The sequence below is a fragment of the Microbacterium sp. M28 genome (genome assembly GCF_025836995.1).
Lineage (GTDB): Bacteria > Actinomycetota > Actinomycetes > Actinomycetales > Microbacteriaceae > Microbacterium.
Map to the genome: position 1 here is coordinate 2,330,788 of NZ_CP107546.1, position 22,577 is coordinate 2,353,364.

20 protein-coding genes are annotated in these 22,577 nt (G+C 69.8%); 10 read left to right on the top strand and 10 right to left on the bottom strand.

Going from position 1 to position 22,577, the window contains the following annotated elements; genetic code table 11:
- Nucleotides 1-10 precede the first annotated feature (10 nt).
- The 4 genes from OED01_RS11505 to OED01_RS11520 are packed head-to-tail and all read right to left on the bottom strand — an operon-like array spanning nucleotide 11 to nucleotide 3,473.
- Nucleotides 11-625: a response regulator transcription factor gene (locus OED01_RS11505; RefSeq protein ID WP_264155414.1), complete on the bottom strand. Its 615-nt coding sequence runs from the start codon at nucleotides 623-625 to the stop codon at nucleotides 11-13.
- Nucleotides 622-1,740, bottom strand: a complete 1,119-nt coding sequence (locus OED01_RS11510; protein WP_264155415.1) for a sensor histidine kinase — start codon at nucleotides 1,738-1,740, stop codon at nucleotides 622-624. Before OED01_RS11510 ends, OED01_RS11505 begins: the two co-directional genes overlap by 4 nt.
- Before the next feature lie 18 nt (nucleotides 1,741-1,758).
- A complete protein-coding gene (locus OED01_RS11515; protein WP_264155416.1) occupies nucleotides 1,759-2,514 on the bottom strand; it encodes an ABC transporter permease in 756 nt (251 codons plus the stop codon).
- Nucleotides 2,515-2,516: 2 nt separating this feature from the next.
- Nucleotides 2,517-3,473 carry an ABC transporter ATP-binding protein gene (locus OED01_RS11520; RefSeq protein ID WP_264155417.1) on the bottom strand — a complete coding sequence of 319 codons (957 nt, stop codon included), beginning with the start codon at nucleotides 3,471-3,473 and terminating at the stop codon, nucleotides 2,517-2,519.
- A gap of 107 nt (nucleotides 3,474-3,580) precedes the next feature.
- On the opposite strand from OED01_RS11520, the gene OED01_RS11525 reads away from it, so the two are divergent.
- Nucleotides 3,581-4,021, top strand: coding sequence for an NUDIX domain-containing protein (locus tag OED01_RS11525; protein ID WP_264155418.1), 441 nt, complete (start codon nucleotides 3,581-3,583; stop codon nucleotides 4,019-4,021).
- Nucleotides 4,018-4,830, top strand: coding sequence for an alpha/beta fold hydrolase (locus OED01_RS11530; RefSeq protein WP_264155419.1), 813 nt, complete (start codon nucleotides 4,018-4,020; stop codon nucleotides 4,828-4,830). The genes OED01_RS11525 and OED01_RS11530 overlap by 4 nt, the downstream gene beginning before the upstream one ends.
- A gap of 86 nt (nucleotides 4,831-4,916) precedes the next feature.
- Here the strand turns inward: OED01_RS11530 and OED01_RS11535 are convergent, their stop codons facing one another.
- Nucleotides 4,917-6,089, bottom strand: coding sequence for a Cmx/CmrA family chloramphenicol efflux MFS transporter (locus OED01_RS11535; RefSeq protein ID WP_264155420.1), 1,173 nt, complete (start codon nucleotides 6,087-6,089; stop codon nucleotides 4,917-4,919).
- Nucleotides 6,090-6,354: 265 nt separating this feature from the next.
- Here OED01_RS11535 and OED01_RS11540 point away from each other — a divergent pair, with 265 nt between their 5' ends.
- Nucleotides 6,355-7,818: an HNH endonuclease signature motif containing protein gene (locus OED01_RS11540; protein ID WP_264155421.1), complete on the top strand. Its 1,464-nt coding sequence runs from the start codon at nucleotides 6,355-6,357 to the stop codon at nucleotides 7,816-7,818.
- Between the two features lie 58 nt (nucleotides 7,819-7,876).
- Nucleotides 7,877-8,368: a hypothetical protein gene (locus OED01_RS11545; RefSeq protein ID WP_264155423.1), complete on the top strand. Its 492-nt coding sequence runs from the start codon at nucleotides 7,877-7,879 to the stop codon at nucleotides 8,366-8,368.
- Nucleotides 8,369-8,548: 180 nt separating this feature from the next.
- Here the strand turns inward: OED01_RS11545 and OED01_RS11550 are convergent, their stop codons facing one another.
- The 3 genes from OED01_RS11550 to OED01_RS11560 form a co-directional block, all read right to left on the bottom strand.
- Nucleotides 8,549-8,935, bottom strand: a complete 387-nt coding sequence (locus OED01_RS11550; protein WP_264155424.1) for a VOC family protein — start codon at nucleotides 8,933-8,935, stop codon at nucleotides 8,549-8,551.
- Between the two features lie 113 nt (nucleotides 8,936-9,048).
- Nucleotides 9,049-10,905, bottom strand: a complete 1,857-nt coding sequence (locus tag OED01_RS11555) for an FAD-dependent monooxygenase (RefSeq protein ID WP_264155425.1) — start codon at nucleotides 10,903-10,905, stop codon at nucleotides 9,049-9,051.
- A gap of 42 nt (nucleotides 10,906-10,947) precedes the next feature.
- On the bottom strand, nucleotides 10,948-12,321 hold the full coding sequence (locus OED01_RS11560) for an MFS transporter (protein WP_264155426.1): 1,374 nt from the start codon (nucleotides 12,319-12,321) through the stop codon (nucleotides 10,948-10,950).
- Between the two features lie 128 nt (nucleotides 12,322-12,449).
- Here OED01_RS11560 and OED01_RS11565 point away from each other — a divergent pair, with 128 nt between their 5' ends.
- The 6 genes from OED01_RS11565 to OED01_RS11590 are packed head-to-tail and all read left to right on the top strand — an operon-like array spanning nucleotide 12,450 to nucleotide 18,830.
- Nucleotides 12,450-13,895, top strand: coding sequence for a fumarylacetoacetate hydrolase family protein (locus tag OED01_RS11565; protein WP_264155427.1), 1,446 nt, complete (start codon nucleotides 12,450-12,452; stop codon nucleotides 13,893-13,895).
- On the top strand, nucleotides 13,892-14,569 hold the full coding sequence (locus OED01_RS11570) for a GntR family transcriptional regulator (protein ID WP_264155428.1): 678 nt from the start codon (nucleotides 13,892-13,894) through the stop codon (nucleotides 14,567-14,569). Before OED01_RS11565 ends, OED01_RS11570 begins: the two co-directional genes overlap by 4 nt.
- A 15-nt stretch (nucleotides 14,570-14,584) precedes the next feature.
- The gene (hpaE, locus tag OED01_RS11575; protein ID WP_264155429.1) at nucleotides 14,585-16,081 is read left to right on the top strand and encodes a 5-carboxymethyl-2-hydroxymuconate semialdehyde dehydrogenase; all 1,497 of its coding nucleotides are present in this window, start codon (nucleotides 14,585-14,587) and stop codon (nucleotides 16,079-16,081) included.
- A 25-nt stretch (nucleotides 16,082-16,106) separates the two neighbouring features.
- Nucleotides 16,107-17,267, top strand: coding sequence for a 3,4-dihydroxyphenylacetate 2,3-dioxygenase (hpaD, locus tag OED01_RS11580; RefSeq protein ID WP_264155430.1), 1,161 nt, complete (start codon nucleotides 16,107-16,109; stop codon nucleotides 17,265-17,267).
- Nucleotides 17,268-17,277: 10 nt separating this feature from the next.
- Nucleotides 17,278-18,063: a 2-keto-4-pentenoate hydratase gene (locus OED01_RS11585; protein WP_264155431.1), complete on the top strand. Its 786-nt coding sequence runs from the start codon at nucleotides 17,278-17,280 to the stop codon at nucleotides 18,061-18,063.
- Entirely contained in the window at nucleotides 18,048-18,830 is a 783-nt protein-coding gene (locus tag OED01_RS11590) for an HpcH/HpaI aldolase family protein (protein WP_264155432.1), read from the top strand. Before OED01_RS11585 ends, OED01_RS11590 begins: the two co-directional genes overlap by 16 nt.
- Nucleotides 18,831-18,951: 121 nt before the next feature.
- On the opposite strand, the gene OED01_RS11595 is transcribed toward OED01_RS11590, so the two are convergent.
- Together OED01_RS11595 and OED01_RS11600 are read right to left on the bottom strand one after the other, a co-directional pair.
- Nucleotides 18,952-20,124 carry an ROK family transcriptional regulator gene (locus tag OED01_RS11595; RefSeq protein ID WP_264155434.1) on the bottom strand — a complete coding sequence of 391 codons (1,173 nt, stop codon included), beginning with the start codon at nucleotides 20,122-20,124 and terminating at the stop codon, nucleotides 18,952-18,954.
- A 9-nt stretch (nucleotides 20,125-20,133) separates the two neighbouring features.
- Nucleotides 20,134-22,551: a beta-xylosidase/alpha-l-arabinosidase gene (locus OED01_RS11600; RefSeq protein ID WP_264155435.1), complete on the bottom strand. Its 2,418-nt coding sequence runs from the start codon at nucleotides 22,549-22,551 to the stop codon at nucleotides 20,134-20,136.
- Nucleotides 22,552-22,577: the final 26 nt, after the last annotated feature.

Here is a 22,577-nt window from a genome sequence, read left to right on the forward strand (position 1 = left end):
CCGGGTCCGCTCAGATCCAGCCTCTGTCCTGCGCGATCCGCACGGCCTGCGCGCGGTTCGCCGCCCCGGTCTTGCCGATCGCGGATGACAGGTGATTGCGCACCGTCCCGGCGGACAGGAAGACCTCGGAGGCCACCGCGGCGGCCGATCGGCCGTCGGCGGCGAGCCGCAGTACCTCGCGTTCGCGGTCGCTGAGCGGGTTCGCACCGGTGAACAGGCTCTCCTCGGCGAGCGCGGGGTCGAGGACGCGCTGTCCGGCGTGCACCCGGCGCACCGCGTCGGCGAGCTGCTCGGCCGGGGTGTCCTTCACGACGAACCCGCTGGCGCCGGCATCCAGAGCCTGGCGGAGGTAGCCCGGCCGGGCGAAGGTCGTCACGATCAGCACCCGCGTCGCCGCGCTGGCCTCCCGGATGCGTCTGGTCGCGTCAATCCCGTCGGTACCCGGCATCTGGATGTCCATCAGGCAGACGTCCGGCGCATGTTCGCGCACCAGGCGCACCGCCTCCTCGCCGTCGGCGGCCGCGCCCACCACCACGAGGTCGCCCTCGAGCTCCAGCAGTGCGGCCAGTGCACCGCGCACGAGCGCCTGATCGTCGGCGATCACCAGTCGGATGCTGTCGCTCACCACATCACCTCCACGATCGTGCCGCCGGTGGGCTCGTCGTCGAGCCGGAACTGCGCTCCTGCCATCGCGGCGCGCTCGCGCATGCCGCGGATGCCGTTGCCCTCGCCGCTTCCGGCCGGGCCGCCGTCGCGATCGTCGCAGCCGCGGCCGTCGTCCACGACGGACAGCCGGCCGGTCGACACGTGCACCTGCACCCGGGATGCCTCGGCGTGACGCAGCACGTTCGTCGTCGCCTCCCGCAGGATCCAGGTCGCGGTGAGCGCCTGGGCGGGTGACAGGGAGCCGGGGTCGCCGTCGACCGTGAAGGCGATGCCGGCGGAGCGCAGGGCTTCTCCGCTCGCGGCGAGCTGTTCGTCCAGGGTGACGGTTCTGACGCCCGAGACGGTTGCTCTGACCCCCGCGATCGCCTCGGCGGTGAGCGCCTCGATGTCGGCGAGTTCCGCTTTGGCCCGCTCCGGATCGGAATCGATCAGGCGCCTGGCGAGCTGCGACTTCAGGCCGACGACGGTCAGCGAATGGCCGATGAGGTCGTGGACGTCTCGCGCGACGGCTTCGCGTCCCTCGCTCGTGGCCAGTTCGAGCCCGAGCCGCTCCGCGTCCGCTGACCGCATGATCAAGGTCGTCGACACGGTGTTCACCACGGCGAGCAGCGCGATGATGATGAGGATGGTGACGAAGCCGATGCCGCCGGGACTGAGGAAGACGAACAGGGCGGCGATGATCAGCGACGCGCCGGACGTGATCCAGTGCCAGGTGCGGGTCAGGCCGAATGCGGCGAAGGACATGATGAATGGCAGGAAACTCAGCACGGCGCCGCCTTCGGCCGGAACCGACAGCAGGGCGCACACGATCAGTCCCGCGTAGAACAGCCATGGTGCTGCTCCGACCGGTGAGCCGATCGGGGTATCGCTGCGCACGCCGCGGACGGCGCCGACGACGTACAGCACGATGAACAGTGCGAGCGCGACCCACGCGACCGTGATCCATCCCGCCGCCGCCTCGGATCGCAGCAGCGCCACCACCGGGTAGATCAGGAAGACCAGCCAGATGAGGGCCATCACGACAGAGAAGCGCTCCCACGGATTCTTCGCCGTGTCTGGTCTCGCACTGGTCACGGTTGACACCTTGCCACGTCAGCGACGCGAACGCGCGCGGCGCACCCCGGCGAGGACCAGCAGCACGAACAGCGCCAGCCACACCGCGATGTTCAGCAGCACGGCCCACAGCGGGTCGCTCTGACCGGTCGTCAGCGCGCCGTCGGTCAGCGGCCAGCGGCTGAGGGCCACGTAGCCGTACAGCGGCGTGAAGCGGGCGATGTCGAGCATGATGCCGTCCAGCGGCATGAACACATTTCCGAAGAAGGCGAAGAACGTCATCGAGATCGAGGCCAGCGCCGCGGCCGAATCGGAGTTGAAGAACAGACCGACGCCCAGCCCGTAGAGGCCGTAGATCAGACCGAGGCCGAGGATGATCCCGGCGGATGCCGCCCACCGCCAGAGGGCATCCACTTCGGCGCCCGTGAGCAGACCGGCGGTGAAGACCGCGATCAGGGCGAGCGCGGCGAACGCCACGGCCGTGATCAGTTTGGTGGCCGCGTATCCCGCGGTGCTGAGCGGGGTCATCGCGAGCTGACGCCCCCAACCCTGCTTCGCCTCCGCCGCGGCGAGCGAGGTGAGCGAGCTCATCGCGACGGCTGTTCCGTACGCCGCCATGGACACCATGACGTAGAACGAGACGTTGCCGTGCCCGGCGGACTGACCGCCGTATGCGGCGGCCCCGCCGAACAGCAGGTACATGACGACGGGCATCGTGAGGGTGAACGCGAGCGTGTAGGGGTTGCGCAGCTGACGAACGCCTTCGATGCGCAGCATGGTGGGCGAAACGAGCATGATCAGTCCTCCGTCAGGGCGGTGAAGGCGGTTTCCAGGGTGGGAGCTGCGACTTCGAGGTCGTGCGCGCCGGCCGTGAGCAGCGTCAGGGCCGCGGCATCAGAGTCGACGGCATGGAGGCTGATGCGATCCGCGTCACGGCGCACGTCCGAGACGCCGTCCTGCCCACGCAGCGTCGTGAGGACGGTGTCCGCGGCATCCGCCTCGGTCGGAAGCGTCGCCGAGACCAGCCGGGCCCCCAGGCCGGCGCGCAGCTGTGCGGTCGGGGCGTCGGCGACGACCGTGCCGCGGTGCATGACGACCGTCCGGTGCGCGAACTGCTCCGCCTCCTCGAGGTAGTGCGTGGCGAACACGATGGTGCGTCCTGCCGCGGCATCCGCGCGCATGACGTCCCAGAAGTGACGGCGGGCGGTCACGTCCATGCCCGCGGTGGGCTCGTCGAGGACGAGGATGTCGGGGTCGGCGACCAGCGCGAGCGCGAACTTGATGCGCTGCTGCTCACCCCCGGAGCACTTGGCCACTCGTCGGCGGGCGAGGCCGGTCAGATCCGCGCGCTCGAGCACCTCTGGGACGCGGGCGAGCGCCGCGCGTCCATGAAGGGAGGCGACCAGGCTGACGGTCTCGCGGACGGTGAGGTCGGAGAGCAGGCCGCCGGTCTGGAGCACCGCCGCGATGGCGCCGCGCGCCGTCGCCTGATCCGGGCGCTGCCCGAACACGCGGACGGTGCCCTCGCTGGGTTCGGAGAGTCCGAGCAGCATGTCGAGCGTGGTCGTCTTGCCCGCGCCGTTCGGTCCGAGCAGCGCGACGACCTCGCCGCGCGTGATCGTAAGGGAGACATCGTCGACCGCCTGGACGCGGCGGTCGCCGTGACCGAAATGGCGGCGGACGCCGGTGAGGGCGATGACCGCGTCATCCGTGACGGCGGTGGGCGAGACCTGCCCCTGAGTGATGGTGTGCATGCTTCCAGCGTGGCCGCGCGACGCCGCGGATGCCGGAGGGCGATGTCATCGGATGGACGTGACGTGTGTCATGTCCTGCTGCTGCGGGCGGACCGTAGGCTCGTGGTATGCCCGCGATCCGGAACATCAGCGTCGGCCTGCCCGTGAAGGACGGCCACGTCCTCGTCCTGGCGGGCCGCGATCACTCCGTCGGTGCCGATTTCCATCGCGCGATCGGCGGCGGCATCGAGTTCGGAGAGCGTGCGGATGACGCGCTGCGGCGCGAGTTCATGGAGGAGCTCGGCGTCTCGCTGGTCGGGTCCGGGTTGCTGGCCGTGTGCGAGAACATCTTCACGTACGAGGGCGAGCCGGGCCACGAGATCGCGCACATCTTCGCGGTCGTCTGCGCCGAGCTGGATGCTGTGCCGCTGGATGCCGAGCTGCATGTCCTGGACGAAGGGTCGCCAGTGCGCTGGGTGCCCATCGACGACCTGCGCGATGGCGTGCGTCCGTTGTACCCCGCCGGCGCCCTCGAGGCGCTGTGCGCACTGATCGGCGCGGACGCGTGACCGTCCGGACACTCGCCCGTCCGCACGCGGAGATCGCCTTCGAGGACTTCGGCGGCGCAGGGCAGGCCGTCGTGCTCTGCCACGGCGCCGGCATGGACCGGACCATGTTCGAGGCTCAGGCCGCCGCACTCGTCGGCGCCGGGTTCCGCGTCATCACCTGGGATCTGGCCGGTCACGGCGAGTCGGCGCTGTCCGCGACGGCGCGGTTCACGGCATCCGCTGCGCTCGACGACCTGAGCGCCCTGCTGACGGAATGCCGAGTGGACCGGCCGGCGCTCGTGGGGCACTCACTCGGAGGCAATCTGGTGCAGGCGTTCGCGCGTGCGCACCCGCACAGGGCCGCCGGCCTGATCGTGATGGATTCGACCTGGAACGCGGGTCCGCTCGCGTGGTGGGAGCGCCTCGCGCTTCGCCTCGCCGCCCCATCGCTGGCACTGGTCCCGGCGCGTCGGCTGCCCGGCATCATGGCCAGAGCATCGGCTGTCACGGAGGACGCGATCGCACGGACCGAAGCCGTCTTCGCACGGATGCCCAAGAGGGTGTTCCTGGACGTCTGGCGCGCCACGGTGTCGTTCGTCGATCCTGACCCGGCGTACCGGACACCGGTGCCGCTGGCGCTGATGCGCGGCGCGCTCGATCGCACCGGCAACATCGCCGACGCGATGCCGCGCTGGGCGCGAGCGGAGGGGATCGACGAACATGTCGTCCCGGATGCCGGGCACATCGTGACCTGGGATGCACCGGAGGGCACGTCGCGCGTGCTGCTGCAGGTCCTGGAGGAGTGGGCGGCGGCTCGCGACGGCCTGTAGGCGCCCGGGGCTCGTGTCCGCGGGGTGCTGCCGTTCTGAACGGGTGGCCGGCCCGCGACGGCCATGAGGCCGCCGCGGGCTGCACGTCAGCGCACACGCGGAGGGGCGACGCGTGCGGACGTGCGGCTCGTCGCGCTCATGACGGCGACGGCGATCGCCACCAGCATCCCGGCGACCCAGACCGGGGCGGTCGCGGCTCGTCCGCCGGAGAGGGCGAGCGCACCGAGCATCGGTCCGATGGCCGCGCCGACGTTGAGCGCCGCCGTGGCGTACGACCCGCCCATCGTGGGGGCATCCGATGCCGCGTACAGCACGCGGGTGATCACGGTGCTGCCGACGCCGAAGGCCAGGACGCCCTGGACGAGCACCAGCGCGAACAGCAGCACAGGATGAGCTGCGACGAGCGCCAGGACGACCCAGCCGACGAGGAGCAGCGGGCCTCCGATCGAGAGCACGAGTGCGGACCTGGTGTCGGACAGGCGGCCGGCGATCACGACGCCGAGGAATGATCCGACGCCGAACAGCACGAGGACGACCGGCACCCAAGCCGCAGCGAGTCCTGCGGTCCCGGTGACGATGGGCGCGAGGAAGGTCAGCACCGCGAACGTGCCGCCGTTGATCAACGCGCCGAGCAGCATCGCGAGGACGAGCGGCGGCGAGGCCAGCACGCCGAGCTCGGCACGAAGGCTCGGGGTGTCGTCGCTTGTGGCTCGGCGCTGGTTCGGGATGCCGACGGCGACACCGAGCGCGGCGGGAACGCACAGCAGCGCGAGCGTCCAGAACGTCGCCCGCCAACCCAGGGCTTCGCCGAGCAGCGCTCCCGCCGGGACGCCGGCGACCACCGCCACGGTCGTCCCTGAGAGCAGGATCGACAGAGCGCGCCCTTTCCGGTCGGGTGCGACCAGGGCCGTGGCGGTGCTCAAGGCCACCGCCAGGAAGCCTGCGGTCGCCACGGCGCTGAGCGCGCGGGTGGTGAGCAGAACGGGGAACGCGGACGTCAGGGCACCGAGCACGTGGCATCCTGCGAACGCGACCAGGCATGCGAGCAGTGTGAGCCGAGGAGGCCAGCGGCGGGCGAACGCCGCCATCAGCGGCGCTCCGACGACCATGCCGACGGCGAAGGCGGACGTGAGGAGTCCTGCGGCGCCGATCGTCACGTCGAGATCGGCGGCCATGTCCGGGGCGAGCCCCGCGAGCATGAACTCCGAGGTGCCCATGACGAAGACCGCCAGGGCGAGCAGATAGAGGGGAAAAGGCATCGAGTACTCCGAGGTGAGAGGTCAGAAGAGGGTTCTTCCGGTCACCACGGCCAGCGGCTGGAGTACGCCAGGTGACGCCCGCGCAGGAGGCGGGCGTCGGTTCAGCGGTTCACGGGGCTGGCGGTGCGACCGGCAGCCCCTGACCTGTCTGATTCGGGACTCGACATGGCACAGAACGTTACCGCACACGCCCGAAGTCCGGAAGTTATCCCCAGAAGAGATATTCGAGATCTGAATGTCGGTAACCCGGTGTTTAATAGGAGATATGAACGGCATCGCAGCAGTTCTCGAGAGGGTCGTCTCCGACCTCGATCTCTCGATCGAGTCCGCGGTGCGTTCTGGCGGGCTCGGTGTGCTGTCGGATGCCGAGAAGATGGAATTCCTCCGGCTCGCGGGTGAGGCGCAGCGGCGGCTGGATGCTCTGGTGGTCGAGACGGTCGCGTCGGTCGATGGTCGCCCCGCGGGTTCGGGGGTGCCGACGTTTGCGGCGGTGTTCGGATGCCGGAACATGAACGAGCTGCTGCAGCGGGTGCTGCGGGTCGACGCGACAGGCGCCGGACGGGTCACGAAGGCCGCGGGCGTCGTGCACCGCGATGTCGAGCTGACCACCGGTGCCCGGTTGCCGGCGCGCTGGCCTGCGCTGCGCGAGGCCATGCTCGACGGTGCAATCGGCGTCGCCGGGATGCTGGCGGCGACGGATCCGATCGAACGGACCCGTGACCGCATCGGCGGCCAGGATCGGCTGCGCGCGGATGCCGAGCTCGCCGCGTGCGCACGAGGTCTCGGTTCCTCCGATCCGGAGACGTCCGAAGAACCGGCGCAGCCGGCTCCGCCGGCCACCCCGGACGATCTGCGCCAGTTCGCCCAGCTCATCGCCACCTATCTCGACCCGGACGGCGCAGCGCCCACCGAAGCGCAGGCCGCGCAGAACCGGTCACTGACCATCGGTCGTCTGCGCGACGGCGTATACCCGATCCGGGGAGCGCTGCTCCCCGAGACCTACGGGCAGCTCACCCTCATCCTCGACGCCCAGAACAACCCGAAGGTCGGCGGCGCCCCCGACCTCGGCGTCACCTTCCGCGACAGCGACGAGGACCTGCTCGATGGCGATGGTGACCCGTTCAACTCCGACCCGCGGGCCGTGATCGACCCGCGCACCCTGGCGCAGAAGCGGCACGACGCGCTCGCGTTCGCACTCGGCCTCGCCGCCCGCCACGAAGACATGCCCTCGCTCGGTGGGGCCGCCCCCACCCTGGTGGTGCAGGTCGAAGCCGAAGACTTCGTCCGCGGAACCGGATGGGCACGCGTCGCCGGCGTCGACGCCCCCGTTCCCGTGTCGGTCGCCGCGCACGCCGCCTGCTCGGCGATGATCCAGCGCGTGCTGTTCCACGAGGGACGCATCGTCGCGATCAGCACCACCGACCGCCTCTTCAACGCCCACCAGCGCCGGGCGATCGTGCTGCGCGACAAGGAATGCCTCATCCCCGGCTGCCACGTCCCGGCATCCTGGTGCGAGATCCACCACGTTGAGGAGCACTCCCGAGGCGGGCCGACGCACACCGACAACGGCGTGCCGTTGTGCTGGTGGCATCACCGCACCATCGACCACTCCGGATGGGAGATCCGCGTGGTCCGCGGCAGACCTCAGATCCGCGGCCCCGCCTGGTGGGACCCGACGCAGGAATGGCGTGCACCACGACCTCTCCTTCCCGAGTGGATCGGCGGATAGGACGCACGAGGCATGGTGTCGGCAGTGCGGCGAACCGGTGGTTCGGTAACGTTGGCGCATGCGTATCCGCTATGCCGTCCTCACGGTTCTCGGCTTGCTCGTCACCGGCTTGGCCGGATGCGCACCGCAGGCCGAGCCAGACTGGCCAGCGGCGGAAGCGGCTGCCCAAGAGTTCGAGGATGTCGCCTCGAGTCAAGATGGATTTCTCGGCTCCGCCAGCTTTCGATCTGACCGAGAAGGGGCGCAGTCGCCAGAAGAGCTCGAGGTTGTGCTCTCGTACGCGAGCGATGTGCTCGTTGAGGGCGTGACGATTGCCTGTTTCGGTGACGGAACAGCGCGACTCGGTTTCGCTGTTCGGGTGGGTTCGTCGTGGTTGGGCGTCGAGTCTGCGGAGATCGAATGCGATGGCGACGGCCATGCGATCGACCTCGATGAGCCGTTCGAGGAAGTCAACGCCGTGAGCATCAGCAGCGCCGGGGCAGAGGGCGCCGGAGCCATGCTCGTGGCCATCGTGTCCGGGGTGGGATCGCCTGGGGAGCTCGCGTCGTAGTCGTTGCCCCAAGGGGTGCGACGCACGTCGGAGACAACTCGCGCTCTCACGACTGGGTAGGAGATCTCTAGCACCGGCCGGTCGGCGACGTGGCGCGGCCCACACGCACCCGCAAGCAGGCTGCGGGGACGTTCGCTCACCGCAGCCTGCTCCGGCGCCATCGCGCTCGTCTGCTCCGCGTCAGCTCTGCGCCGCGGCCGAGTAGTCGGGCAGCTCCTGCAGCGTCCAGGTGTTGCCGTCCGGGTCGTCGAACGTGACGAAGCGGCCCCACGCCTGCTCATCGACGCCATTCGCCTCGACACCGGCATCGCGCAGCTGCACGAGCGCGGCATCCGCATCCGGGACGACGACCTGGATCGAGTCCTGCTGTCCCGGTGCGAGCGATCCCCCGAGCCCCGTGCCGAACGCGATCGAGCATGCCGACCCTGGCGGGGTCATCTGGACGAAACGCAGCTCCTCGTTCACCTGCTGATCGTGGTCGGCGTTGAAGCCGATCTTGACGTAGAAGTCCTTCGCGCGGTCGACGTCGGTCACCGGCACGAAGATCAGCTCGATCTTCCAATCCATAGCGCACACCTCCACGGCGAGACCGTCCCGCCCGAGTCCAAGCTAGAGCCGGCCTCCGACATGCACCACCCTCCGCCCGGATCCGCCCGACACCCGCGCACCGCCTCGCCCGCTCAGTGGGCCGGAAGGAACGCGCCCTCCAGGAACTCCGCCAGCTCGGCCGTCCCGTCCAGCGGCAGGATCGCCGCGACGTACTGATCCGGGCGCACCACCACGACGACACCGTCCCGCGACAGCTCCCGCTCCGCGAAGATGTCGGCCGGAGTCCACTTCGACGGACCCGCGGCGTACACCTTCTCCCAGTCGGTCAATCCGAACGGCCCGGACTTCGGCTGGAACAGCGCCGGCACCGAGGGGAAGTCGACCTCCTCGAACGACTGCTGATACACCGCCTTCACGTCGAAGACGGCATCCTCATCGGCATCCGACGGGGTGAAGCGGGCGAGCACCTCCGACGCGGCAGAAGCCCACGCCGCCAAAGCCGTCCCGTCCTGATCGCCGAACGCGTAGATGCGCCAGCGTCCGTCTGCCCTCGCGTGATGACCCAGATGCACGACGTTGCCGTCGCACACCCGGACGACCTCGGCGGACTTGAACCGCTTGCCCAGCGGGAATCCGCCGGCGAGCGACTGATGCGCATCGGACCCGGTGATCATCGACGGCGTGTACTGCGTCATGAAACCTGACGGGAACTCGGCCGTCGCGAGATAGTACGTGGCCAGATCAGTCGGGTCGGAGATCTCCTCGGGCTTGCGCGCCATCAGCGCCGACCACTCCCGATCGAAATCGATCAGCTGCTGCGCGACGGGTCGCCGCTCCGCGCCGTACGTCGCCAGCAGCGTCTCCGGGGAGCGCCCGGTCAGGACGGCCCCGAGCTTCCACCCGAGGTTGAACCCGTCCTGCATCGACACGTTCATGCCCTGCCCGGCCTTGGCGCTGTGCGTGTGGCACGCGTCGCCGGTCAGGAACACCCGCGGAGTCCGCCCCGAGCCGTCGATCACGTCGTCGAACCCGTCCGTGACCCGGTGTCCGACCTCGTAGACACTGTGCCACGCCACCTGCTTCACATCGATCGAGTACGGATGCAGGATCGCATTCGCCTTCGCGATGATCGATTCGATGGGCGTCTGCCGCACCCGGTGATCATCGTCGGCGGCGACCTCGCCGAGGTCGATGTACATCCGGCTGAGATATCCGCCCTCACGAGGGATGTGCAGGATGTTGCCCGCCTCGGCGTTGATCGCGCACTTCGTGCGCCAGTCGGGGAAGTCCGTGTTCACGAGCACGTCCATCACACCCCAGGCGTGCGCGGCCACGCCGCCCACATGCTTGCGGCCGATCGCCTCGCGCACACCGCTGCGCGCGCCGTCGCAACCCACCACGTACTTCGCATGCACGGTCCGCTCGCCACCGGCATCCCGCACCCGGACCTCCACGGGGAACGCGCCGTCGTCGTGCACCGACAGCCCCAGGAACTCCACGCCGTAATCCGGGGCGATCCGGCCCGGCCCGTGCGCGGCCGCCTCGGCGAAGTAGTCCAGCACGCGCGCCTGGTTGACGATGAGGTGCGGGAACTCGCAGATGTCGTACGCGTAGTCCGCCGTACGCGTGGTTCGCCGGATGTTCTCGGGATGCTCGGGGTCGGGCCCCCAGAAGTTCATCCACCCGATGTTGTACGCCTCGGCGGTGATCCGTTCGGCGAACCCGAACGCCTGGAACGTCTCGACGCTGCGCGGCTGGATGCCGTCGGCCTGACCGAGCGCCAGCCGCCCGGCGCGCTTCTCGATGATCCGCGTGGTGACGTCCGGGAACTGCGACATCTGCGCGGCCAGCAGCATCCCGGCAGGCCCCGATCCGACGATGAGCACGTCGACCTCGGCCGGCAGATCACCCGGTCGGTCGATCCCCGTGCCGGATGCCGGCAGCACCCGCGGGTCCTGCGAGACGTAGCCGTGGTGGTGGAATTGCATCGTGCGTTGCTCCTGATCGAATGCGAGGCGGACGGGTGCGTCTCAGGCCTTGGCCATCCCGCGGATCGGACTGACCGTCTGCTCGGCCTCGTGGTCCGGTCCGAGGGGGATGCCGCTGCGATCGCGCAGCAGCAGGGTCGCGACGAGACCGATCAGGGTCATGCCGGCGAGGTACCAGGTGACCGCATCCGTCGAGCCGGTCTTCTCGACGAGCCATGCGGCGATCATCGGCGCGAACGCGCCTCCGGCGATCGCACCGATCGCGTACGAGATCGAGACCCCCGAGAAGCGGATGCTGGCGGGGAACAGCTCGGTGTACAGCGCGGCCTGCGGGCCGTACGTGAAGCCGAGCCCGATCGTCAGGACGGCGAGCGCGACGAACAGCAGCCAGATACTGCCGGTGTTCACGAGCGGGAAGAGCAGGATCACACCGCCGAGCTGCAGGATCCAGCCGATGATGTACGTGCTGCGTCGACCGATCCGGTCGGAGATCCAGCCGGCGAGCAGGGTCGTGAGCAGCCAGGTGACCGCCGACCCGGTGACGGCCCAGAGCACCGGACCGCGGTCGAGCGCGACAGGCCCCTCCGGGTTGGTCGAGTAGTTCTGGATGTATCCGCCGGTGGTCATGTAGCCGACCGCGTTGTTGCCGGCGAACACGAGGGCGGCGATGATCACGAGCAGCAGGTGCTTGCGGAACAGCTGCACGATCGGCATCTGCGCCTTCTCCTTGCGCTCGGCCAGCTCGGTGAACACCGGGCTCTCCTCCACCCGGCGCCGCACGTAGTAGCCGACCAGGATCAGCACGACGCTGAGCAGGAACGGGATGCGCCAGCCCCACACGAGGAACTGCTCGCCCGGTGCGATCGCCGTCATGATCGCCATGACGCCCGAGGCGAGCAGCAGTCCGAGCGGGACGCCGATCTGGGGCGACGCCCCGAAGATCCCTCGGCGCTTCTTGGGCGCATGCTCCACGGCCATGAGCACGGCTCCTCCCCACTCGCCGCCGGCCGACAGCCCCTGGAGGATGCGCAGCAGCACGAGCAGGATCGGGGCGGTCACCCCGATGGCCGCGGCGGTGGGCAGCAGACCGATGAGCGCCGTCGCGGCCCCCATCAGGATGAGCGTCCACATCAGCACGGTCTTGCGGCCGTACTTGTCGCCGAAGTGGCCGGCCAGGAATGCCCCGAGCGGGCGGAACAGGAAGCTGATCCCGACGGTCGCGAACCCGAGCAGGACGCTGTTGGCGCCGAGCGCGGAGAAGAACAGCTCGTTGAAGACCAGCGCGACGGCGGTCGCGTAGATGAAGTAGTCGTACCACTCGACGGTGGTGCCGACCACGGTCGCGAAGACCACGCGCCGTCGATCGGTCGAGGTGGCGATGGTGCCGGTCGGCGTGAAGCCCGGGTGATCAGTCATTGATGCTCCTTGGTCGACGTCGTCGTCTGCAGGGCGGGTGGATGATTGCTTGCCACCCGGTACGGCGATGATATACGATTTCGAATATGTCGCACAAGAGCGGCCGCAACGACGCAAGGAGGCGCCCCGTGACGGACCAGATCGCCCGCCCCGGCAAGATCATCGCGATCCACCTCAGCTATGCCTCCCGCGCCGAGCAGCGCGGGCGCCGCCCCGCTCACCCCTCGTACTTCTTCAAGCCGGCCAGCTCCGTCTCGGCATCCGGCGGCACCGTCGAACGCCCGGCAGGAACCGAGCTGCTCGCGTTCGAGGGCGAGATCGCCCTGATCATCGGGACGCCCGCCCGTCGCGTGCGCATCGAGGATGCCTGGGCGCACGTCGCCTCGATCACGGCCGCCAACGACCTCGGCCTGTACGACCTGCGCGCGAACGACAAGGGCTCCAACGTGCGCTCGAAGGGCGGCGACGGCTACACGCCGCTCGGCCCGCAGCTCATCGACGCCCGCACCGTCGACCCGTACGCTGTGCGCGTCCGCGCGTGGGTGAACGGCGAGCTCCGCCAGGACGACACCACCGCCGGCCTCCTGTTCCCCCTCGCCCAGCTCGTCGCCGACCTGTCGCAGCACTTCACGCTCGAAACCGGCGACGTCATTCTCACCGGGACGCCTGCCGGATCGAGTGTCATCGTGCCGGGCGACGTCGTCGAGATCGAAGTGGATGCCGCGGGCGTCACATCAGGACGACTCGTGACGACCGTGGTGCAGGGCGACGTGCCCTTCGACCCGGCGATCGGCTCCCTTCCCTCGGTCGACGACCTGCAGCGCGCGGAGGCGTGGGGCTCGCGGGAGGCGGCGGGCCTCGCCGATGTCGCGCCCGGCCTGAGCGCAGAGCTCCGGGCCAAGCTCGAGGCGGCGCCGACCGCAGGGCTCTCGACGCAGTTGCGCCAGCGCGGCATCACCGCCTGTTTCATCGACGGCGTCGCGGCGAACATCGCCGGAGCCAAGATCGTCGGGACGGCGAAGACCCTGCGTTTCGTGCCGTTCCGCGAGGATCTGTTCGCCGCGCACGGCGGCGGCTACAACGCGCAGAAGCGCGCCTTCGACGCCGTCGACGACGGCGAGGTCATCGTGATCGAGGCGCGCGGCGACGGCAGCACCGGCACCCTCGGCGACATCCTCGCGCTTCGGGCGAAGACCCGCGGTGCCGCGGGCGTCGTCACCGACGGCGGAGTCCGCGACTTCGACGCGGTCGCCGAGATCGGGCTTCCGGTGTTCTCCCGCGGTGCGCACCCGTCGGTCCTCGGACGCCGGCACGTCCCGTGGGACGTCGACGTCACGATCGCGTGCGGCGGTGCCGTCGTGCAGCCCGGCGACATCATCGTCGGCGACGGAGACGGCGTGATCGTGATCCCTCCCGCCCTCGCCGAGGAGGTGGCCGACGCCGCGCTCGCCCAGGAGGACGAGGATGCTTGGATCGCCGAGCAGGTCGCCGCCGGACACCCCGTCGATGGGCTGTTCCCGATGAACGCGCAATGGCGTGCACGCTACGAGTCCCGGACGGAAGGGCGCTCATGACCCAGACGCTCAGCAAGTCGCAACGCGCCTATCACTGGATCAAGGAGCGCATCGCGACGCAGACCTACACCCCCGGTTACCGGCTCGTCCTCGGGTCTATCGCCGGCGAACTCGACATGAGCGTCGTACCGGTCCGCGAGGCGATCCGCCAGCTCGAAGCCGAGGGCCTCGTGCAGTTCGAGCACAACGTGGGCGCGCGCGTCGCCATGGTCGACGACGCCCAGTACCGGCACAGCATGGAAGCCCTCAGCATCCTGGAGGGCACGGCGACCGCCATGGCGGCCCGTGCACTCACCGCGGACGACCTGCGCGCGGCCCGCGCGATCAACGACGAGATGGTCAGGACGCTGGACCACTTCAACCCGTCGGCGTTCACAGCACTCAACCAGCGCTTCCACTCGGCCCTCATCGCCCCGTGCCCCAACCCCCGCCTGCACGAGCTCGTGACCGCGGAATGGGCGCGGCTGAGCCGCCTGCGCGACTCGACCTTCAGCTTCGTCCCCGGCCGCGCGCACGAGTCCGTCCGGGAGCACGAGCAGATCGTCGCACTCATCGAGAACGGCGCACCGCTGAACGAGATCGAACACGCCGCCCGGCGGCATCACGCCGCGACCCTCGACGCCTACCTCGACCACGAGCATCCCGACGAAGCCGTCGGAATGCACATCCTCTGAAGCACAGGAGAAGACATGACCGACTCCCGCATTCCCGCAGATCTCCCCGACCACATCCAGCACTACATCGACGGCGCCTTCGTCGATTCGTCCGACGGCGACACGTTCGACGTGCTCGACCCCGTGACCAACGAGAACTACACCACGGCCGCGGCAGGCAAGAAGGCCGACATCGACCGCGCCGTCGCGGCCGCGAAGCGCGCGTTCGACGACGGCCCGTGGCCGCGGATGCTCCCGCGCGAACGCAGCCGCGTGCTGCACCGCATCGCCGACATCGTGGAGTCCCGCGATCAGCGCCTCGCGGAGCTGGAGAGCTACGACTCCGGGCTGCCGATCACGCAGGCGCTCGGCCAGGCGCGGCGCGCGGCCGAGAACTTCCGCTTCTTCGCGGACCTGATCGTGGCCCAGGCGGATGACACCTTCAAGGTCCCCGGCCGCCAGATCAACTACGTCAACCGCAAGCCGATCGGCGTCGCCGGGCTCATCACGCCGTGGAACACGCCGTTCATGCTGGAGTCGTGGAAGCTCGGCCCCGCACTCGCCACGGGCAACACGGTCGTGCTGAAACCGGCCGAGTTCACGCCGCTGTCGGCGTCGCTGTGGGCCGGCATCTTCGAGGAGGCGGGACTCCCCCAGGGCGTCTTCAACCTCGTCAACGGCCTCGGCGAGGATGCCGGAGACGCGCTCGTCAAGCATCCGGACGTGCCGCTGATCTCCTTCACGGGCGAGAGCCGCACGGGGCAGATCATCTTCGGCAACGCGGCACCGTATCTCAAGGGGCTCTCGATGGAGCTGGGCGGCAAGTCCCCCGCTGTCGTGTTCGCCGACGCGGATCTGGATGCCGCGATCGACGCCACGATCTTCGGGGTGTTCTCGCTCAACGGCGAGCGCTGCACGGCCGGGTCCCGCATCCTCGTGGAGCGCAGCGTCTACGACGAGTTCGTCGAGCGCTACGCCGCCCAGGCCGAGCGCGTCAAGGTCGGCTATCCGCACGACCCCACGACCGAGGTCGGCGCACTCGTGCATCCGGAGCACTACGACAAGGTCATGTCCTACGTCGAGATCGGCAAGAGCGAGGGCCGCCTGGTCGCCGGCGGCGGCCGGCCGGAAGGATTCGAGACCGGCAACTTCGTCGCCCCGACGGTGTTCGCCGACGTCTCCCCCGACGCGCGCATCTTCCAGGAGGAGATCTTCGGCCCCGTCGTCGCGATCACCCCGTTCGACACCGAGGAGGAGGCGCTCGCCCTCGCGAACGGCGTCAGGTACGGCCTGGCCGCGTACATCTGGACCAACGATCTCAAGCGCGCGCACAACTTCGCCGGTGCCGTCGAGGCGGGCATGGTGTGGCTGAACAGCAACAACGTGCGGGACCTCCGCACGCCGTTCGGCGGCGTGAAGGCCTCGGGCCTCGGCCACGAGGGCGGCTACCGCTCGATCGACTTCTACACCGACCAGCAGGCCGTGCACATCACGCTCGGCGCGGTGCACAACCCGACCTTCGGCAAGAACTGACCCCGAGACCAGCAAGGACGCTGACATGACCAATCGCGACGACATGACTCTGACCTCGTCGGGCTTCTACGTGAGCCAGGAGGCGCCGATCCGCACGAGCAACCCGACGCCCACGCCGATCAGCACGCCGCCGGACGTGCTGCGCTGCGCGTACATGGAGCTCGTGGTGACGGACCTCGCCGCTTCACGCGTCTTCTACGTCGACGTGCTCGGACTCTACGTCACCGAGGAGGATGAGGAGGCGATCTACCTCCGCTCCACCGAGGAGTTCATCCACCACAACCTCGTACTGCGAAAGGGACCGATCGCGGCCGTCTCCGCCTTCTCGTACCGTGTCCGCACCCCGGAGGACCTCGACCGCGCCGTCGAGTTCTACACCGAACTCGGATGCGACGTGCGCCGCAATCCCGACGGGTTCGTCAAGGGAATCGGCGACTCGGTGCGGGTCGTCGACCCGCTGGGCTTCCCGTACGAGTTCTTCCACCAGACCGATCACGTCGAGCGGATGTCGTGGCGCTACGACTTGCACACGCCGGGCGAGCTCGTGCGCCTGGACCACTTCAACCAGGTCACCCCCGACGTGCCGCGGGCCGTGAAGTTCATGCAGGATCTCGGCTTCCGCGTCACGGAGGACATCCAGGACGAGGAGGGCACCGTCTACGCCGCCTGGATGCGCCGCAAGCCGACCGTGCACGACACGGCCATGACCGGCGGTGACGGTCCTCGCATGCACCACGTGTGCTTCGCGACGCACGAGAAGCACAACATCCTCGCCATCTGCGACAAGCTCGGCGCGCTGCGCCGCTCCGACGCGATCGAGCGCGGACCCGGCCGTCACGGCGTCTCGAACGCCTTCTACCTGTACCTGCGAGACCCGGACGGACACCGCGTCGAGGTCTACACGCAGGACTACTACACGGGCGACCCGGACAACCCCGTCATCACCTGGGACGTCCACGACAACCAGCGCCGGGACTGGTGGGGCAACCCGGTCGTGCCGTCCTGGTACACGGATGCCTCGCTCGTGCTCGACCTCGACGGAAACCCGCAGCCCGTCGTCGCCCGCACTGACGACAGCGAGATGGCGGTGACGATCGGCGCGGACGGCTTCAGCTACACCCGCCCCGAGGACGAAGCGATGCCGGAATGGAAGCAGGGCGAGTACAAGCTCGGCCACCAGCTGTGAGGGCCGACGGATGCTGACACCTACGCAGATCGAAGAGATCGCCGCCGAGCTGGCGGAGGCCGACCGCACCCACGGGGTGATCCCCCGGATCACCGCCCGCTTCCCCGAAGCGACGATTGAGGACTCGTACGCCATCCAGGGCGTGTGGCGCGATGCGCAGATCGCCGCAGGGCGCCGCCTGGTCGGCCGGAAGATCGGACTGACCTCGAAGGCGATGCAGCACGCCACCGGCATCACCGAACCGGACTACGGCGTGATGTTCGACGACACGGTCCACGCCTCCGGCGCCGACATCCGCTTCGACGACTTCTCCAATGTCCGCATCGAGGTCGAGCTGGCGTTCGTGCTGGGGCATCCGCTCGAAGGCCCGGACTGCACGCTGGAGGACGCCCTCGCGGCGATCGACTACGCCGTACCCGCGCTCGAGGTGCTGAACTCGCACATCGAGCTGGAGGGCCGCACGATCGTCGACACCATCAGCGACAACGCCGCGTACGGTGCCATGGTGCTCGGGACGGTCCGCAAGCGGCCGGACGAGATCGACCTGCGCTGGGTGCCCGGCGTGCTCAGCCGTAACGGCGAGATCGAGGAGACCGGCGTCGCCGCTGGTGTCCTCGGACACCCCGCGACCGGCGTCGCGTGGCTGGCGAACAAGTTCCACCAGCACGGCGCGCGGCTGGAGGCAGGGGAGATCATCCTGGCAGGATCGTTCACGCGCCCGATGTGGGTGGCCGAGGGCGACACCGTGCTGTGCGACTACCGCGAGATGGGAACGATCGAATGCCGCTTCATCTAGCCCCCTCCTTCCGTTCACATCTCACGGAAGCCGACCGCGCGCAGATCGGCATGTGGGTCTGCTCCGGCAGCCCTGTGATCGCCGAGATCGCTGCCGGCTCCGGCGTGGACTGGCTCCTGATCGACATGGAGCACTCGGCGAACTCGCTCGAGAGCGTCCTGCACCAGCTGCAGGCCGTCGCGCCGTATCCTGCCGTGCCGCTCGTGCGCGTGCCGTGGAACGACGCCGTCATCATCAAACAGGTGCTCGACCTCGGCGCGCAGAACATCATCGTGCCGATGGTGTCGTCCGCTGCGGAGGCCGAGGCGGCGGTCGCGGCGACGCGGTATCCCCCGCACGGCGTCCGCGGCGTCGGCAGCGCCCTTTCCCGCAGCGCCCGCTGGAACCGCGTGGACGGCTACCTGCAGGATGCCGCGACGCACGTCTCCCTCACCGTGCAGATCGAGACGGCGGCCGGGGTCGAGAACGCGGCCGAGATCGCGGCGGTCGACGGCGTGGACGCCGTGTTCGTCGGACCCTCGGATCTCGCGGCCTCACTCGGCAGGCTCGGCCAGCAGACGCATCCGGATGTCGTGGATGCCGTGAACCGCACGCTCTCCGCGGTGAGATCGGCGGGGACCGCGGTCGGCGTCAACGCGTTCGACCCGGTGACCGCCGACGCGTACATCGCGCAGGGCGCCGACTTCGTCGCCGTTGGCGCGGATGTCGCGATGCTCGCCCGAAGCTCGGAGTCCCTCGCGGAGCGGTTCGGCGCCTCCCTCGGTTGAGCGAAACCCTCGTTCGTTGAGCGCGGACGGCGACGCCGACCGAGACGAATCGCAGTCACCGCCCTCAGCATCCACCGCGTTTTCGACTCGCTCCGCTCGCTCGACGAACGAGGAAGGACAGCTAGCGAGCCGAGGTGCTGAGCGGGTCCGACAGGAGCGGTGCGAACGCGGCCTCTGCGGCTCCGATCAGCAGCCGGTCCGCACCGAGCGCAGCCGCACGCAGCTCGACCTGTTCGGCCGGCGCCTGCAGGGCCCCCGCCCGCACATCCGCGTCGAAGGCATCGGTGTCGCGATCCCTGAGCATCGCGAGGAACCCGCCGAGCACGACGATCGACGGGTTCAGCACGTTCACCGCGTTCGCCAGCGAGGCGATCAGGATCCGTCGCTGCCGGTCGATCTCGGCGACGACTCCGGCATCGCTGGTCGCGGCCAGAACCGCCGCGAGCGCCGCGTCATCGACCGCTCCCAGCCGCGCGGCCTGCAGCAGCCGCGCACGGTTGACCTCGTCCTCGAGCACGCCGTTCTTCGTGCGCCGGTCCTCATCGCTCAGGATGCCCGGCCGCGTCTGTCCCCATTCGCCGGCGTATCCCCCGGCGCCCGAGATGAGCTGACCGTCCAGGATGAGACCGCCGCCGATGCCGCTCGCGCCGCCGTTGAGGTAGACGACGTCGCGGTGCTCGCGCGCGGCGCCGAACAGTCGCTCCGCGCGCGCGCCGAGGGACGCGTCGTTGTCGATGAGCACGGGCAGCTCCAGCACGGAGCCGAGCTGCTCGGCGATCGGCTCGTCGTGCCAGCCGAGATGCGGAGCCAGGCGCACGATCCCGTCGTCGGCGCGCACGAGCGCGGGAACGGCGAGCCCGACGCCGACGATGTGGGCGCCGGGAGAACCGGCTCGCCAGTCCTGCACGAAGCGTGAGACAGCCGCGATCACGTCCGCCGTCGTCGGCGGTTGCGCGCATGCGACGCGCGTGCGCTCCTGCACCGTCCCGCCGAGCGAGATCACGCCGATCTCGATCGCGTCGACCTCCGGGTTCACCGCGATCGCGACGACATCAGGGCTCGGGGCGACGATCGGCGACGGCCGGCCGACACGCCGAGTGGCGTCCGGCTCCTGCTCGATGACGAGACCGCGTGTCGCGAGTTCGGACACGAGATCGGCGACCGTCGAACGGTTCAGCCCGGTGTCCGCCGTGATCGTCGCGCGCGAGCGCGCACCATGGTGATGCACCAGGCGCAGCACCTCGCCGAGATTGGTCCGGCGCACGCCTTCCACAGTCGTCGCTCGTTCGTTCATCCGCCCAGGTTATCGAGGCTCGGCCACGACACCCGCGTCTTCGACCTCGACCGACACGATTCGCGCGTCCTCCGCCGTCACCGCGTGCACCTCGCCGACGAGCGCGACGGGCAGCGCCTCGGTCGCGATGCCCCCGATCTCGCGTCGCGATGCGGCCCGCTCGTTGGAGATCGCTCCCCCCGTCGCGTCGGCGATCTCGCCACCGGAGGAGGCTTCGGCGTGGGACGCGACCCACACGCGCACGTCACCGGGTTCGACGACGCGGGTCATGGCCCGGTTCGTGAACGCGAAGCGGGCCGCCGGCACCTCGAACCGCACGGTACGGCTCTCACCGGCCGCAAGCTCGACCCTCGCATAGGCGAGCAGCTGCGCGACAGGGCGGGTGAGGGACGCCGCGACATCGCGGCCGTACAGCTGGACGACATCCGCTCCGTCCGTGTGGCCCGTGTTCGTCACGACGACGGATGCCGTGAAGGCGCCGTCCGTGCGGGCTTCGCCCGACACCGCGAACGCGTCGTAGGCGAAGCTCGTGTACGACAGCCCGAAGCCGAACGGTCGCAGCGGCGTCGAATCCAGCGCGGTCACCGCCGACGGGCCGCCGAGGATGGGCCGAAGATAGCTGTACGGCTGCGCACCGGACGACCGGGGCAGGCTCACCGGAAGGCGCCCGGACGGCGACACGTCGCCGAGAAGCACATCGGCTATCGCGGTGCCGCCTGCCTCGCCGGGGAAGAACGCCTGCAGTACCGCAGCGGGCCGCTCCCCTTCACCGTCGAGCGCCCAGTCGATCGCGTACGGCCGCCCCGTGATCAGCACGACCACGACCGGCGTCCCCGTCGCGACGAGGGTCTCCACGAGCTCACGCTGCACGCCGGGGAGGTCCAGGGAGTCGACGTCGTTGCCCTCGCCGACGGTGCCGCGGCCGAACAACCCGGCCTGGTCGCCGACGACGACGATCGCGACGTCGGCCGACGCCGCGGCCTGCGCGGCCTCCGTGAAGCCCGACCGGTCGTCGCCCTCGACATCAGCGCCGTGCACGTGGATGATCTCGGTCGATGGCAGTGCAGCGGCGAGCGCCTCGCGCACGGTCGGGATTTCGAAGCCGATCTCGTACTCCGGGTGGTGCGCGAGCACGTGGTTCGCGAACGAATAGCAGCCCTGCAGCGCGTCGGCTCGGTCCGCGTTCGGGCCGATCAGCGCGATCCGCCCCGCGCCGCGTGCGAGTGGGAGGGCGCCGTCGTTCGACAGCAGGACGAGGGACTCCGCGGCGAGACGTCGTGCGACCTCCCGATGCCGCGGCGTGTCCAGATCGATCACGCTCGGCGGTTCGCCCTCGAAGGCATCCGGCTCCAGCAGCCCGAGTTCCTCCTTCTGCGCCAGGACGCGGATCACCGCGCGATCGACGTAGCGCTCGTCGAGCTGTCCGGACCGCACCCGCTCGATGAGCGGTTCGAGGTACGCGTCGCCGGAGGGCAGCTCGACGTCGATGCCCGCGGTCAGGGCGAGCTCGGCCGCCTCGGCTCGGTCGGCGGCGACGGCGTGCATGACCTCCAGGAAGGCGACGGCGAAGTAGTCGGCGACCACGACGCCGTCGAATCCGAGCCGTTCGCGCAGGAGTCCGGTGAGCAGATCGGCATCCGCGGCCACCGGCATCCCGTCGATCTCGGCGTAACTGTTCATGACGCTGCGGACGCCGCCGTCGCGGATCGCCATCTCGAACGGCGGCAGGAAGACGTCGGCGACCTCGCGCGAACCGGCGGCGACCGGAGCGTGGTTGCGGCCGGCGCGCGAGCCCGAGTACCCCAGGAAGTGCTTGAGCGTGGCGTGCACGCCCGACGACTGGAGCCCGCGCACGAACGCCGTCCCGACGGTGCCCACGAGGTACGGGTCCTCCCCGATGCACTCGTCGACGCGCCCCCACCGAGGATCGCGCACGACGTCGAGCACCGGTGCCAGACCCTGATGGATGCCGAGACTGCGCATCGACTCCCCGATGAGCGCCCCCATCTCGCCGACGAGCTCGGCGTCGAACGAGGCCCCCCACGCCAGCGGCGTCGGGAACGTGGCGGCCTTCCACGCGGCGAGCCCGGTCAGGCACTCCTCGTGCACCAGCGCCGGGATGCCGAGGCGCGTCTCGCGCTTCAGTCGACGCTGCTCCTGCCACAGCCATGCGGCGCGCTCCGCCGCATCCACCGGCCGGGTGCCGTAGACCCTGGTGTAGTGGCCGATCCCGTGCCTGGTGATCTCGGCGAGGGTGTCGCCTGCGGCATCCCCCGCCATCTCGTTCTGCATCGGGGCGACCACGTCGCCGCCCCGATCGAGCCAGTAGCCGACGATCTGCGCGGCCTTCTCCTCGAGCGTCATCCGCCCGATCAGGTCGGCGACGCGCGCCGACGGCGTCGGGAATGCAGGGATGTCCGCGGTCATAGGTGTCTCCATGGGTCGTGCGTGTC